This window comes from Phyllobacterium zundukense (genome assembly GCF_025452195.1).
Lineage (GTDB): Bacteria > Pseudomonadota > Alphaproteobacteria > Rhizobiales > Rhizobiaceae > Phyllobacterium > Phyllobacterium zundukense_A.
In genome coordinates this window covers 48,668-62,559 of record NZ_CP104972.1, presented here as the reverse complement: position 1 = coordinate 62,559, position 13,892 = coordinate 48,668, and the positions used below count along the sequence as shown (strand labels likewise).

The following is a 13,892-nucleotide window of genomic DNA, read 5'->3' as shown; positions in this document are numbered from 1 at the left end:
TTCCCGTCATATGCCGGTCTGCAGCAAAGTGGAGGCATTGATGGCTACGAATGTTGCATTGACGGGATTGGCGCGGGATATGCAGGCGCGGGCGGAAACGGGCCGTCCGATCCGCATCGGCCTGATCGGTTCGGGCGAGATGGGCACCGATATCGTCACGCGTGTGGCGCATATGCCCGGCATCGAGATCGGGGCGATTTCCGAACTGAACATGGCCAATGCCCTGAAGGCCGTCGACATCGCCTACCAGGAACAGGGCCATTCGCGCGAGGTGTCGAATGCGTCGGCGCTGACGGAAGCGATGGAGGCCGGCAAGATCGCCGTCACCGATGATGCCGGTCTGATCCTTGCGAACGATCTGATCGATGTGGTCATCGATGCGACCGGGGTGCCGGCGGTCGGGGCCGAGATCGGCCTGAAGGCAATGGAGCACGGCAAGCATCTCGTCATGATGAATGTCGAGGCGGACGTGACCATCGGCGCCTATTTGAAGAGCGAGGCCGACCGGCTCGGCGTCACCTATTCGCTGGGTGCCGGCGATGAGCCGTCCTCGTGCATGGAACTGATCGAATTCGTCTCGGCCATGGGCCATCCGATCGTCGCCGCCGGCAAGGGCAAGAACAACCCGCTCAACATCGATGCCATACCCGACGATTACGAGGAAGAAGCCAGGCGCCGCCACATGAATGTGCGCATGCTGGTCGAGTTCGTCGACGGCTCGAAGACCATGGTGGAGATGGCGGCGATCGCCAATGCCACCGGGCTCGTCCCCGACAAGCCGGGCATGCATGGTCCGGCGGCAACGCTCGACCAGCTGTCGAAGGTGCTGGTGCCGGAAAAAGACGGCGGCGTGCTCTCAAGGGTTGGCGTCGTCGACTATTCGATCGGCAAGGGCGTGGCGCCGGGCGTCTTCGTCGTCGCCGACATGTCGCATCCGCGCATCTCGGAGCGCATGGAGGACCTGAAGATGGGCAAGGGTCCGTATTTCACGTTCCATCGGCCCTATCACCTGACCTCGCTCGAGGTGCCGCTGACCTGCGCCCGCGTCGTGCTCTACGGCAAGGCCGACATGGTGTCGCTGGCCAAACCGGTTGCCGAGGTCTGTGCCGTGGCCAAGAAGGACCTGAAACCCGGCGACCGGCTCGATGCGATTGGCGAATATTGCTACCGCGCCTGGATCATGACCGCTGAAGAAGCACGAAGCGCCGGTGCCATCCCCTGCGGCCTTCTGCAGGGCGGCAGTGTCACGAAAGCCATCAGCAAGGGTGAACTCATCACCAGCGCCAATGCCGCCCCCGCGCAAGGCTCGAAGATCGTTGAACTCAGGGCCCGCCAGGACAGGCTGGTTTATGGCTGACGCCAGGCGTCTATGGATTACTGTGCCGGTTCGGGTTCAAGCGCGAACGGCTTTTATTTCGCCTTCGTAACGAGTCATCTATTTTGTTGTAAAAACAAGTACATATCTGAATTGCACTTTTTTGCAAAACCGCAAATTTATCTGTGCAAAACTTCTCTCTCCTTGAAAAAGACCGGTTGGCCAACAATATTAATAAATGGTTAACGACCGAGTCTTTGATGTTAGGAGCATCTAGTGCCAGCCTATCAAGTCAAGTTCGCTTATCTGACAAAGTATAAACAGACACGTCATTTGTTTCACCAGCTCGTCATCGCCGATGACGAGGCAAGCGCACTGGCACGCGGCCGCCAGATGATGAACAAGCGCTCTCCCAACGCGCGCATCGTGCATGAATCATGTGTGCTGCGTCCGGACAGTTCCGAGGTGGAAAGCGCCACGGCGCAAGGCTGGACGCTCAACGACAATTGGTGGTCCCGTCCCATCAAGCCCGATGATGATCTTGCCGCGATCGCCAGGCACGGTTTTGCCCATAGCAATCATATCCATGCCAAATCCGCGATGGACTGTGTCGCTATCGACAAGCGGGCGGCCTAAAGGTCCGTTCTTACGCTCCACAATTCCGGGAATAGCACCACTTCCAGCATCTTGCGCAAGTAGTTGACGCCGGATGTTCCGCCAGTGCCGGTCTTGAAGCCGATGATGCGCTCGACTGTCGTCACGTGATTGAAGCGCCAGCGCCGGAAATAATCCTCGAAATCCACCAGCTTTTCCGCCAGTTCATAGAGCGGCCAGTGGCCTTCCGGATCGCGGTAGATCACCAGCCACGCGTCGCGCACGCTGTTGTTCGGCTGGTAGGGCAGCGAGCAGTCGCGCTCCAGCACTGATCGGTCGATAGCAAAGCCCTTGCGTGCCAGAAGCCGGATCGACTGGTCGTAGATGCTCGGTGCATGCAGGAATTGCTCAAGCCAGGCATGGATATCCGGCTTGTGCTCGTGCGTGCGCATCATCGCGGCATTCTTGTTGCCGGCGAGGAACTCGATCGCCCGGTACTGGAATGACTGGAACCCCGAAGACATGCCGAGCGCTTCGCGGAAAGTCGTATATTCGCTCGGCGTCATTGTCCTCAAGACATCCCATGCCGAGTTCAACTGGTCGAGAATGCGCGAGACCCGCGCCAGCATCTTGAAGGAGGGCGCGAGATCATCCCTTGCGATGTGCTCGCAAACCGAGGTCAGCTCGTGGATAACGAGACGCATCCAGATTTCGGACGCCTGATGCTGTACGATGAACAACATCTCGTCATGGGCCGCGGAAAGCGGCGTCTGCGCCGTCAGTATCCTGTCGAGCCGCAGATAATCGCCATAGGACATGCGCCCCTCGAAAGCCATCTGCGCGCCGTCAGTTTCCGGATCGTAGGGTGTACGTGTCACGTGACGGCTCCCCTGACCTGATATTCAGGTTGGTCCCAAGCGCGCGTCGCAAGGATTTCCTTGAGAATCGACGCCGCCTGCGCCACCTCCGCGAAGCTGAGGTAAAGCGGCGTCATGCCGAAGCGAATGATATCCGGCGCACGGAAATCGCCGATCACGCCACGCGCAATCAACGCCTGCATGATGGCATAGCCATTGTCGCAAGAATAGGACACCTGGCTGCCGCGCTGGCCGGAGTCTCGCGGCGTCACCAGTGTCAGCCCAAATCCCTCGGCAAATTCACCCACTTCCTGAATGAAGAAATCGCAAAGCCCGATGGATTTCGCGCGCACAGACTCCATGTCGACATCGTCCCACAGCGACATGGCCTCGTCCATGGCGACCATCGCCAGCACTGGCGGTGTCCCGCACAGATAGTGTTCGATGCTGCCCGATGGCGAATAGAAGGAATCGAAATCAAATGGCGCGCGATGACCGAACCAGCCGGAAAGCGGCTGGCGGAACCCGCCCTGATGGCGTGGATTGACATAAAGAAATGCCGGAGCGCCAGGTCCGCCATTCAGGTATTTATAGCCACAACCGATGGCGAAATCAGCCTGCGCTCCGGTCAGGTCGACCGGCATTGCACCTGCCGTATGCGCGAGATCCCAGATGACGAGGATGCCCTTGTCATGCGCCGCCCTGGTCAGCGCCGCCATGTCGTGGCGATAGCCGTTGCGGTAATTGACATGGGTCAGCATCAGCACAGCCACATCTTCGTCCAGCATGTCCGGGATATCCTGGGGGGTATCGGCAAGAACCAGCCGGTGACCCTTGCCGATCTGCTTGGCCACGCCTTCTGCGATATAAAGATCGGTCGGAAAATTATCGCGCTCCGAAACGATCTTGCGACGTTCCGGATTGATCTCGAGGGCTGCCGACAATACCTTGAACAGATTGATCGAGGTGCTGTCAGCTGCGACGACCGTTCGCTCCCCAGCGCCGATCAGCCGGGCGATCTTCTCGCCGACGCGCTGCGGCAGGTGCACCCAGTCAGCGGTGTTCCAGCTGCGGATCAGCTGCTCACCCCATTCCTCGGCGATTGTCTTCGCCACCCGCTGTCTGACCGACTTCGGCAGTGCGCCGAGCGAATTGCCGTCGAGATAGATCACGCCTTCCGGCAGTTCGAATCTGTCGCGGAACGCGCGCAGCGGATCGGCCAGGTCAGCTTGTGGGGCATCGATCTTGATAGTGGTATCGTCCATTTCTTCTTTCTTGATCATGCATGTAGTGGCGCCAATTCACGGCTTTGCACAAGTCGCTTAACGGCTACAATTTACTTTGGTATGAACTTGTCAATATAACCAGACCCTGCTCGATAGTGGGGCATAAAAGGGAGAATAACAAAATGATCGGCGCAAAATATGTGGTGCGGACAACACTGGCTGCAGCACTTGGCCTGGGGCTTGGGCTTGGAGCCGCTTCGGCCGAAACCAAAATCGGCATCGCCCAATTCGGCAAGCATCCGCAGCTCGACGAAACAGTCACCGCATTCAAGGCAGAATTGACCAAGCTTGGTGTCACTGATGCCGTCTATGACGAATTGCAGGTGAATTTCGACGCGACGCTTGTCCCGCAAATGGTGACCAAGCTGGTTTCCAGCAATCCGAAGCTCATCCTCGCCATCACGACGCCGGTTGCGCAGGGCGCACGGCAGATCGTCGGTAATTCCGGCACGCCGGTGGTCTTCGCCGCCGTCACCGATCCGGTTGCGGCCAAGCTCACACCCTCGTGGGACGCGGGCGATACCGGCATGACCGGCGCTTCCGATCTGCAGGACGTCAGCTCGGTGGTCAAGTTCATCAAAAAGTTGCTTCCGGACGCCAAGCGTCTCGCCTATCTCTACAATCCCGGCGAAGACAATGATGTCGCGGTGCTGAAGCTCATCACCGAAGCCGCCAAAGCTGAAGGCTTGGAACTCGTGGAGGTCGGTCTCGACAACACCAACGACATTCCGATCCGGGTCAGCTCGCTCGCCGGCAAGGCCGATGTGATCTATGTTCCGGGCTCCAACCTGGTCCAGCCTGCGGTTCCGGCCGTTGCTGCAGCCGCGCTGGGCATCAATATTCCCATAGTCAATGCCTCGGCGCAGGCGGTACGCGATGGCCTCGTCGCGGCGGCGTTCGAAGTCTCATACACAAAGGTCGGCCAGAATGCGGCCAAGCTCGCATCGGAGATTATCGCCGGCAAGTCGCCCGCAAGCCTTGCACCGATCAAACCGACCTATGAGGACCACACGGCGCTGATCAACGAGGCTGTTCTGGCAAAAACAGGTCAAAAGGTACCCGATAGCCTCAAAGATTGTGAATGCCTCGTGAAATAGGCCTTCTCCTTTAGCCTGCAAACATATAGTTCCTGCGCCAGCTATTCCAGGAAAAGTGCGAAGCGGTTTTCCTGGAAAACAAAAGAATCTGGCGCGGGAACTATTAACGCAAGCTGTGCGCCGGTTTGAGGGTTAGACCATGACAACCGACATGCTGTCCGTGACGGGCGGCACCAAGATTTTCTATCGCGGCACGCTTGACGAGCGCCGGGCGCTCGATGGCCTCGACGTCTCGCTGAAGCCCGGAGATTTTTGCATCGTCATCGGCAGCAATGGTGCTGGCAAGTCGAGTTTTCTCAATGCTGTCTCCGGCAAGCTGCCGCTGGACTCGGGTCGCATTTCCATTGATGGACAGGATGTCACCCGGTTGAACGCCCATCGCCGTGCCCAGTTCATTGCCCGCGTGTTCCAGGATCCGATGGTCGGCACCGCGCCGACCATGACCATCGGCGAAAACATGCTGCTGGCGGAATTGCGCGGCAAGCCTCGCGGCTTTTCCTATGGGCTCACCGCCGCCCGCCGGGCCAAATACAGCGAGCAACTGGCGGAACTCAATCTCGGGCTGGAAAAGCGTCTCGACATGCAAGTCGGCCTTCTCTCCGGTGGCCAGCGACAATCCCTGTCTCTGGTCATGGCGGTGTCGACACGTCCGAAACTCCTGCTACTGGACGAGCACACGGCGGCGCTCGATCCGCGGACGGCAAAGCTGGTAATGGATACGACCGTGCGGGCTGTGGAAGCGTTGCAACTGACGACACTGATGGTCACGCATAACATGGAGCATGCGATCAAATACGGTAACAGGATCATCATGATGGACGCGGGCAAGGTTCTCGTGGAGATCGGTCAGGAGGAGAAGAACGGCATTACCGTTGCGGATCTTATCGAGCGCTTCCACACCAAATCCGACGCTATCGCGTTGCAAGGAGCTTGAGGCCATGGACGTATTCAACAGTTTCTATGGCCTGATCCCTGTCACCATTGCCCAAAGCCTGATCGTCTCCTTCGTGGTGCTCGGCGTCATGCTGCCTTTCCGCATCCTGAACTTTCCCGATCTGACTTCGGAAGGCGCCTTTCCACTCGGCGGATGTGTCTGCGGCACGCTGATTACCGCTGGTGTCAATCCATTTCTCGCCTGTTTCATCGCGTTGCTTTGCGGCTTTGCTGCCGGCTGTACGACCGCGTTCATTCATCTGCGTTTCAAGATCAACACGCTGCTCGCCGGCATCCTCGTCATGACGATGCTCTACAGCATCAATCTGCGCATCATGGGCCGCACCAATATTCCGCTCTTCACCTATGATACCGTCTTCACCATTCTTGCCGGCCCCTCCGCCAATTTCCCCTGGACCAAGATTCTGATCGTCGGTTTGCTCGTTGCGCTGGTCCTCGGTGCCATGCTGTATTTCTTCATGTCCGAGAAGGGTACGGCGATGCGCGCAGTCGGGGCTAGCCCCGATATGGCCGAGGCACAGGGCATCGACGTCGGCACCGCGACGATTATCGGTGTCGGTGTTGCGAGCGCACTTTCCGCGACAGGCGGCAGCATCATGGTGCAGACGCAGGGTTTCGCCGACGTCAACATGGGCTTCGGCATACTTATCAACGGTCTTGCCGCGCTGATCATCGGCGAGGCCATTACCGGCCGCCAGACGATACTTCGGCAGGTTCTCGCCCCGGTTATTGGCTCGCTGGTGTACTACCAGCTGATCTCGTTCTGTCTGACACTTGGTCTTGCGCCTGCGGATCTGAAATTTGCCACCGGAGCGTTCGTGCTCCTGATGTTGGCGCTGCCAAACCTGCGCAGATCCGGCGGCGGTGTGCAGATAAGGGAAAAGATTCGGGAATAAATATAACAGCCACCGGGGGAGACATGGGTACCGCTGCAGCTATCGACTGGGACGACGCTTATTCGAACTTCGCGTATATTCCGGACGGCTTCGAATATCCGGCAAGATGGCTGGCGCAGGCCGCGCAATTTCGCGAGGAAATGCAAGAAAAAGGCCTGCTCGAAGCCGACCTCAGCTACGGCCCTCATTCGCGTAACCGGCTCGATCTGTTCATGCCCTGGGGCGACCTGAAGGGCCTTGCCGTCTTCGTGCACGGCGGGTACTGGATGGAAGATTTCGACAAGTCCGCGTGGTCGCATCTGGCAAAGGGTGCTCTCACCCATGGTTTCGCCGTGGCCGTACCGTCCTATGCGTTGTGTCCGAAGGTTCGCGTCAGCGACATCACCGTACAGGTCGGACTCGCGATCACCCGCGCTGCGAATGAGTTGCCGGGCCCGATCCATCTGGCAGGACATTCCGCTGGCGGACACCTCGTTGCCCGCATGGTGACGGCGACATCACCGCTGAACCAGGCGATCCGGCATCGCATCCGCAAGACGGTGCCGATTTCGGCGATAGCCGATATGCGTCCGCTGATGAAGACCGAGATGAACGATACGCTGCATCTCGATGCGGTGGAAGCGCGGCTGGAGAGCCCTGCCCTGCTCGAGCCGCAGGAAAGCATCGACGTCACCGCATGGGTCGGCGCAGCGGAGCGGCCCGAATTTCTGCGGCAGAATGCCTTGCTCGCCAATATCTGGTCAGGGTTTGATTGCCGGGTAGATGCTGTAGAAGAGCCCGGCAAGCACCACGCCAATGTCATTGAAGGATTGAGCGAGCCCGATCACCCGCTGACACGCACATTGTTGTGTCTGTAGCTCATCGCCGGAGATCAAAAAGCTGTCAGAGTTGGGATATCACTCTGACAGCTTTTTGGGTGCCGATTTATTAGGGGTAGTAGCGTTTCAGGCGCTGAGGCGCTTGGAATCTTCAAGAATCATTGCGTTGCTCGGGAGACCAAGCGCATGTGCAATGCGTTCCAGTTTGTGCGGGTCCGTATTCTGGCCGCTTTCGATCGTTTCGATTTCGAGGGACGTCAGACCGCACGCAACGGCTAAATCCTCGATGGAATATCCGAATTGTTCGCGAAATGCTCTGACAATATTTGTACCATTGGCAAGCGCCGTGGAAATCGTTTCTGGCAATGAATAGTCGCCGGCGGTTTTGTTCATCGCTTTGCTCCTAACGTGAAAGGTTTAGTTAACAAATCGGAAGGCAGAACTTATACGTCCATCGTCGCGGATCAACCCCTTTATGTCACTTCACATAAAACGTGATCAGGAAACGGAGCAGGCGCTTGCCTTATTGTGGCACCAGATTTCCGTAAGATATCAAAGATGCCGATCGTAAACCCGACCAATTACTGAAGAATATCAGTGGATTGTTACGCTACTGTGTCACTCGTAACTGGTTATATATAGGAGCGACGCGAGGAAAAATGAACCCTCTTTATCGAAAATATTCCACAGCTCTGTTTCTTGTGCTTGTAACATTCGCTCCGGTGCTCTCCGGCTGCGCCCGTGTCTACTATGGCAGCTTCCGCTATGATGCCACCTGCGTCGATCGTGATCCCCGCTATCCTGGCGACGGCCCGGTTTGCGTGGTCAGGAAAACGAGATAGCAATTTCCCATTTTCGGTCGCATTAAGAATATTTGTGAATTGTACTTATGCCTGCTATTCTTAAGTGCACCAGGAGGAATCAGGATGGCGACCATGACGGTATCATTGCCCGATCAAATGAAAGACTGGATAGAGACGCAAATCCGGAAGGGAGAATATGCCAGCACCAGTGACTACGTGCGCGATTTGGTGCGCCGGGATCGTTCCCGGCGAGGAAAGGAATTCACGCTGGATGAACTGCGTCAACTGGTGGCCGATGCAAAGGCTAGCGGCGTTGGAACACGGAGCATGGACGATATTTTTGCTCAGGCGGAACAGATTGCCAGCGCCCGTGGCTTAGGACGTGAGTGAATATCGGCTGACGGAGCGAGCCGGGACCGAAATTCTCGAAATATTTCTTGATAGCATTGAGATGTTCGGGGTGATTCAAGCTCGGCGATACAAAGACGAACTGGACTACTGCTTCAAATTATTGGCTGACACGCCGCATATGGGACGATTGGCAGAAACGTTGGGATCTGGTGTAAGGCGGCACGAGCACAAGAGTCATGTTATCCTGTACGAACAGGAAGCAAATGGCATCTTGGTTTTGGCACTTGTACCCGGTCGGAGCGTTCGCCAACTGAAATTATAGAGCGTCATCCGCGAAAGAATGACGCCCAATTCATCAAACCGCGACGTCGAACACCGCCTGGGTTTTCGCCTTGATTTCCTCGACCGGTACGCCGGGCGCAACCTCGATGAGTGTCATCTTGGGCTCGCCGCGCCGCTCCACTGTGAACACGCCGAGGTCAGTGATCACCAGATCGGTGACGCGCTGTCCGGTCAATGGCAACGTGCACTGCTCCAAAAGCTTGGCTTCGCCCTTGGCCTCGTGTTCCATGACGACGACGACCTTCTTGACGCCGGCGACAAGATCCATCGCGCCGCCCATTCCCTTGACCATCTTGCCCGGAACCATCCAGTTTGCGAGATCGCCATTGCGGGCAACCTGCATTGCGCCGAGAATTGAAAGATCGATATGACCGCCGCGGATCATGCCGAAACTGTCGGCACCGTTGAAATAGCTGGTCGTTGGCAGCTGGGTGATGGTCTGCTTGCCGGCATTGATCAAGTCGGCGTCTTCCTCGCCCTCGTAGGGGAAAGGTCCCATGCCGAGCATGCCGTTCTCGCTCTGCAGCTGCACGCTCATTCCCGTCGGGATATAATTGGCAACGAGCGTCGGTATGCCGATGCCCAGATTGACGTAAAAACCGTCTTCGAGTTCCTGTGCGGCCCGTTCGGCCATCTGATCGCGTGTCCAGGCCATCTCAGTTTACCTCACTTGCTGCGACAAGGCGCGGACGGGTCGTGCGTTGTTCGATGTGTTTGACGGGGTTGGGCACATGCACGATCCGCTTGACGAAAATACCGGGCGTATGCACCTGGTCGCCATCGATCTTGCCAGCCTCGACCAGATGTTCGACTTCGGCCACGGTGAACCTCGATGCCGTCGCCATGATCGGATTGAAGTTCCGCGCCGTCTTGCGGTAAACGAGGTTGCCTTCCGTATCGCCCTTGAAGGCATGGACGATGGAAAGGTCAGCGAATAGTCCACGCTCCATCACGTAGGATTCACCGTCGAATTCGCGCACGTCCTTGCCCTCGGCGATGATGGTGCCGACGCCGGTTTTGGTGAAGAAGGCCGGAATACCTGCCCCTCCGGCGCGAATCCGTTCGGCGAGCGTTCCTTGCGGGTTGAATTCCAGTTCGAGTTCGCCCGACAGGTACTGCTGGGCAAACAGTTTGTTCTCGCCGACATAGGACGAGATCATCTTGCGGATCTGCTTGGTCTCAAGCAGTACGCCAAGTCCGATGCCATCGACGCCGGCATTGTTGGAGATGACGGTCAAATCCTTGACGCCGGAATCGCGGATCGCGTAAATCAGCGCCTCGGGTATGCCGCACAGGCCGAACCCGCCGGCCATGATGGTCATGCCATCGAACAGCACGCCATCCAGCGCTTGCGCGACGTTTGATTGAACTTTTTTCAAGAAAAATCTCCCATTTCTCTATCCTCTGCATGAACCGTATGGCTTGTACCGGCGCCGCAGATAGTCGTATTAATACTGCATGACAGCACCCGACTTATCCAGTTCCGCTAGTATTGAACCCGGAGGCGGGAAACTGTTCCGGCTGGCGGACCTGCCGGTGCCGATGGTCTATGCCACGCACCGTATCATACGTGATTGCAATTTCGAATTCGCTGAGACTTTCGGTTATGAACGTCACGAACTGATCGACCAGAGTTTTTCAAGACTATATCCGAAAATCAGGGATTTCGTCCGCACCGGCGAAATGTGGCGCACCAACTTTGCCGGCGGCAAAGTATATCATGACGAGCGCGTTATGCGGCGGCGTGACGGTTCGAGCTTCTGGTGCCGGGTGCGCGGGCGCAGCCGTAATCTGGCGGATCCCTTCGCCGAAGCGCTCTATTGCTTCGAGCCAATGAATCGAGCGATCGCCGGCAACGCCAGCCTGATTTCCGACCGGCAAAAACAGGTGCTGACATTGGTATCGCAAGGCAAGACCAATGCGCAGATCGCCCAGGAGATCGGCCTGTCGAAGCGGACCATCGAGGCACACCGCGCCCGCATCATGCGTAGCTATGGCCTGCGCAACAGCGCCGAGCTCATCGCCTGGTTTTCAAGCTTGCGTTAGTCAGACACCATCTACATCAAGATGGTAGCGCGTGTGTCTTCGCTCTCCGGTCCGGGTCAACGCTCCTTTGACCACCAGATCTGTCAGGTCTCTCGTTGCTGTTGCGCGGGAGGTGCCGGTGATGCTGATATAGTTTTCTGCGCTGAGACCGCCTTTGAAACCGTCGTGCCCTGCGCGAAACATACGGGCAATGACTTTCTCCTGCCGCGGGTTCAGTTGCCCGCGCACCCGGTCGTAAAACTTGGCCTTGACGATGTAGAATTCCACCCGCTTCAGGGTCGTACGCTGCGCTTCCAGCACAGTCTCGGCAAAATGGACAAGCCATTCGGTAATCTCGTTGGTTTTGTTGCTGCGTTCCAGCATGTCGTAATAGGCTTTGCGCGCACGTTGAATGGTATAGGCCAAAGCGATGAGGCTAGGCTGGCCGAGGTTCTGGGCGAGAGACTTTTCAGAGATTGCCCGGCCGATACGGCCATTGCCGTCTTCAAAAGGATGAATGCTGACGAAGTATAGATGCGCCAGCCCGGCTCGGGTCAGCGCAGGCAGAGCCGTCTTCCTCTCGGGCGCCGTCGCGTTGAACCAGCTTGCAAACGCATCCATCTCTTGCGGAATGCGCATTGATGGCGGTGCCTCGAAATGGATCGTCGGCTTGTCGGCGCGGCCTGACACGACCCGCATCGGCTCCTCGTGCGTGCGGTAACCTCCAATCTGGATGGCATCGCTCTCGCCAGCCATCAACATCCTGTGCCAGTTGAACAATGTATCGTGCTGGAGCGGATGGGCGAAAGTCCGGTAGAGGTCGACCATCATCTCGGAGATGCCGCGCTCTGCAGCGGGAACACGTTGATTGCCGGTCGCCAAACCGAATTGTTGCCGAAGTGACGTCTGCAAGCTGTCGCGGTTGAGGAATTCTCCTTCGATCTCCGAGGTTTTCAATGCTTCGTCGCCGATCAGCTCGATTCTGCAGCGTGTCCCGGTCGTCGGCATTCACATGGCGAAAAGCGCCGAAGAACTCGCCGGAATGCAGCAGGAACTGGCGCTCCAAAGGTTCAAGCGCAGTCGCGTCATAGGTAAAATTGGGCCAATCGGCCTGCTGCCAGTTCCAGATCATGAGCGATAGATCGCCTTTCTATAACTCACCCTGACGTATACCATGAGCTATAGCAAGGCTTTCTATGCCTCATACCGTCTTGAGTATCGCCGAGAATCTTGGATCGAAAGTCCGCGCGATGGGCTCGGCGGCAGCGCCGAGTGCGGCGGACCAAGGATCGGCCAGCCCTGCCTGCAATCGTGCTTCCGGGTAACGGCGGGAGCGCTCGGCGATCGAGGGCAGCAGCGGCTCGACCTTCTCGACAAGGCGATCGATCAGCACTCGCGGCGCGCCACCACAGAGAATGATCGTCTGCGGATCGAAGATCGATTCGAGAATTTGCACGGTCCGGCGCAAGCGCTCGGCGACACTGTCCATCCACTGTTCCAGCTTTGGGCCGCCGCGCAGGATGGCATCGGTGATCATGGCGAAAAGTTCCGGCTCGGATGGATCGAAATCGAGCAATTTGCAAAGTGCCGCCATCGAAGCGTAATGTTCCAGGGGCTCGACGTCGGGACCGTCACCGGGCACCAACGCGAGAATCATACCGATCTCGCCGGCATTGGCATGCGCGCCGCCATAGAGTTCCCCGTTAAGGATCAAGCCCGCTCCGAGACCATAGCCGAAGTAGATGCAGATTGCGTGGTCGAGCCCATGTGCTGCGCCAAGCAATCGTTCGGCAGTTGCTGCGGCTGCCGCGTCGTTCTGCAACGCAACTTCGAGCCCTGTTCCTTCGGCAATCCTGTCCATGAGGGGGAAGTTCTGCCACGCCGTCATCATCCAGGGGTCGTCGTAGAGCGTGTTGATGCCGAATGGTCCGGGCATGGCAACGCCGAGACCGACGAGCCGCTTTTCCGCCTCTGGTGCCTGTGCCGCCAGCGCGTTGCGCGCCTTCCTGATCAGGTCGAGAATAACCACAACACCCTGCGCCGGTCCGCCGGGAGGCAGCTTGGCTTCCATCTGGACCAGAACATCGCCGACGAGGTTGACGATGACCGTGCGCGTCACGTGGCGGTCGATCTGCAGACCGATGGCAAAGGCGCCTTCCGGCACGAGCTGATAGGGCGTGGCAGGCTGGCCCCTGCCCTTGCGCACACTGGCCTGCGAACGCACCAGACCGTCGCGCGCCAGCTCCTCGATGATATTGGAAACGGCCTGTGGCGTCAGTCCGGTGGCGCGCGCAAGGTCGGCCCGCGACAGCGCACCATTGACGCGCAATGCATCGATCATGATGCGGCGGTTATGCGCGCTGGCACCGCCGAGATTGGTTCCACTCTTTGCCCGTATCGATCGTATGCCGTCCATCCGTCATCCCTCTTGACACCAGAAGAATATTCATCAACTAATAAGTCAAGCGAATTGATTTAATAAAAATCGATCAGGGGAATGTGAGCACAGGTTTGGCGAAACGCGTCACGAAAGGCTCTCGATTGCAACGACCAG

Annotated in this window: 16 protein-coding genes and 1 pseudogene; 10 read left to right on the top strand and 7 right to left on the bottom strand. The window is 57.8% G+C overall.

Going from position 1 to position 13,892, the window contains the following annotated elements; all coding sequences use genetic code 11:
• The first annotated feature begins 40 nt into the window (after positions 1 to 40).
• Together N8E88_RS07780 and N8E88_RS07775 are read left to right on the top strand one after the other, a co-directional pair.
• Positions 41 to 1,357 (top strand): NAD(P)H-dependent oxidoreductase, encoded by a 1,317-nt coding sequence (locus tag N8E88_RS07780; protein ID WP_262292018.1) that lies wholly within the window; start codon positions 41 to 43, stop codon positions 1,355 to 1,357.
• A gap of 234 nt (positions 1,358 to 1,591) precedes the next feature.
• Positions 1,592 to 1,951 (top strand): hypothetical protein, encoded by a 360-nt coding sequence (locus N8E88_RS07775; RefSeq protein ID WP_262292017.1) that lies wholly within the window; start codon positions 1,592 to 1,594, stop codon positions 1,949 to 1,951.
• Here the strand turns inward: N8E88_RS07775 and kynA are convergent.
• A complete protein-coding gene (gene kynA, locus N8E88_RS07770; protein WP_262292016.1) occupies positions 1,948 to 2,787 on the bottom strand; it encodes a tryptophan 2,3-dioxygenase in 840 nt (279 codons plus the stop codon). The two genes, N8E88_RS07775 and kynA, sit on opposite strands and share 4 nt — an antisense overlap.
• Positions 2,784 to 4,031, bottom strand: coding sequence for a kynureninase (gene kynU, locus N8E88_RS07765; protein ID WP_262292015.1), 1,248 nt, complete (start codon positions 4,029 to 4,031; stop codon positions 2,784 to 2,786). Before kynU ends, kynA begins: the two co-directional genes overlap by 4 nt.
• A 143-nt stretch (positions 4,032 to 4,174) precedes the next feature.
• On the opposite strand from kynU, the gene N8E88_RS07760 reads away from it, so the two are divergent.
• From N8E88_RS07760 to N8E88_RS07745, 4 genes are all read left to right on the top strand, one after another.
• Positions 4,175 to 5,149: an ABC transporter substrate-binding protein gene (locus N8E88_RS07760; protein ID WP_262292014.1), complete on the top strand. Its 975-nt coding sequence runs from the start codon at positions 4,175 to 4,177 to the stop codon at positions 5,147 to 5,149.
• A gap of 151 nt (positions 5,150 to 5,300) precedes the next feature.
• Positions 5,301 to 6,083, top strand: a complete 783-nt coding sequence (locus N8E88_RS07755) for an ABC transporter ATP-binding protein (RefSeq protein WP_262292372.1) — start codon at positions 5,301 to 5,303, stop codon at positions 6,081 to 6,083.
• Between the two features lie 4 nt (positions 6,084 to 6,087).
• Positions 6,088 to 6,999: an ABC transporter permease gene (locus N8E88_RS07750; RefSeq protein WP_262292013.1), complete on the top strand. Its 912-nt coding sequence runs from the start codon at positions 6,088 to 6,090 to the stop codon at positions 6,997 to 6,999.
• Between the two features lie 23 nt (positions 7,000 to 7,022).
• The gene (locus tag N8E88_RS07745; protein ID WP_262292012.1) at positions 7,023 to 7,856 is read left to right on the top strand and encodes a hormone-sensitive lipase; all 834 of its coding nucleotides are present in this window, start codon (positions 7,023 to 7,025) and stop codon (positions 7,854 to 7,856) included.
• An 87-nt stretch (positions 7,857 to 7,943) separates the two neighbouring features.
• On the opposite strand, the gene N8E88_RS07740 is transcribed toward N8E88_RS07745, so the two are convergent.
• On the bottom strand, positions 7,944 to 8,210 hold the full coding sequence (locus N8E88_RS07740; RefSeq protein ID WP_112532543.1) for a helix-turn-helix domain-containing protein: 267 nt from the start codon (positions 8,208 to 8,210) through the stop codon (positions 7,944 to 7,946).
• Positions 8,211 to 8,476: 266 nt separating this feature from the next.
• Between N8E88_RS07740 and N8E88_RS07735 the strand changes: the two genes are divergently transcribed.
• From N8E88_RS07735 to N8E88_RS07725, 3 genes are all read left to right on the top strand, one after another.
• Positions 8,477 to 8,659 (top strand): hypothetical protein, encoded by a 183-nt coding sequence (locus tag N8E88_RS07735; RefSeq protein ID WP_114432617.1) that lies wholly within the window; start codon positions 8,477 to 8,479, stop codon positions 8,657 to 8,659.
• An 84-nt stretch (positions 8,660 to 8,743) separates the two neighbouring features.
• Positions 8,744 to 9,010 (top strand): type II toxin-antitoxin system ParD family antitoxin, encoded by a 267-nt coding sequence (locus N8E88_RS07730; RefSeq protein ID WP_262292011.1) that lies wholly within the window; start codon positions 8,744 to 8,746, stop codon positions 9,008 to 9,010.
• Positions 9,011 to 9,071: 61 nt separating this feature from the next.
• Entirely contained in the window at positions 9,072 to 9,293 is a 222-nt protein-coding gene (locus tag N8E88_RS07725; RefSeq protein ID WP_262292371.1) for a type II toxin-antitoxin system RelE/ParE family toxin, read from the top strand.
• Positions 9,294 to 9,326: 33 nt separating this feature from the next.
• On the opposite strand, the gene N8E88_RS07720 is transcribed toward N8E88_RS07725, so the two are convergent.
• Positions 9,327 to 9,968, bottom strand: coding sequence for a 3-oxoacid CoA-transferase subunit B (locus N8E88_RS07720; protein ID WP_262292010.1), 642 nt, complete (start codon positions 9,966 to 9,968; stop codon positions 9,327 to 9,329).
• A gap of 1 nt (position 9,969) precedes the next feature.
• Positions 9,970 to 10,635, bottom strand: coding sequence for a CoA transferase subunit A (locus tag N8E88_RS07715; RefSeq protein WP_245426570.1), 666 nt, complete (start codon positions 10,633 to 10,635; stop codon positions 9,970 to 9,972).
• A gap of 136 nt (positions 10,636 to 10,771) precedes the next feature.
• Between N8E88_RS07715 and N8E88_RS07710 the strand changes: the two genes are divergently transcribed.
• Positions 10,772 to 11,359, top strand: coding sequence for a helix-turn-helix transcriptional regulator (locus N8E88_RS07710; protein ID WP_262292009.1), 588 nt, complete (start codon positions 10,772 to 10,774; stop codon positions 11,357 to 11,359).
• Here N8E88_RS07710 and N8E88_RS07705 read toward each other — a convergent pair.
• Positions 11,360 to 12,470 (bottom strand): annotated as a pseudogene (locus N8E88_RS07705) (Fic family protein). It abuts the gene before it with no gap.
• Positions 12,471 to 12,539: 69 nt separating this feature from the next.
• Entirely contained in the window at positions 12,540 to 13,754 is a 1,215-nt protein-coding gene (locus N8E88_RS07700; RefSeq protein ID WP_262292008.1) for an ROK family transcriptional regulator, read from the bottom strand.
• Positions 13,755 to 13,892: the final 138 nt, after the last annotated feature.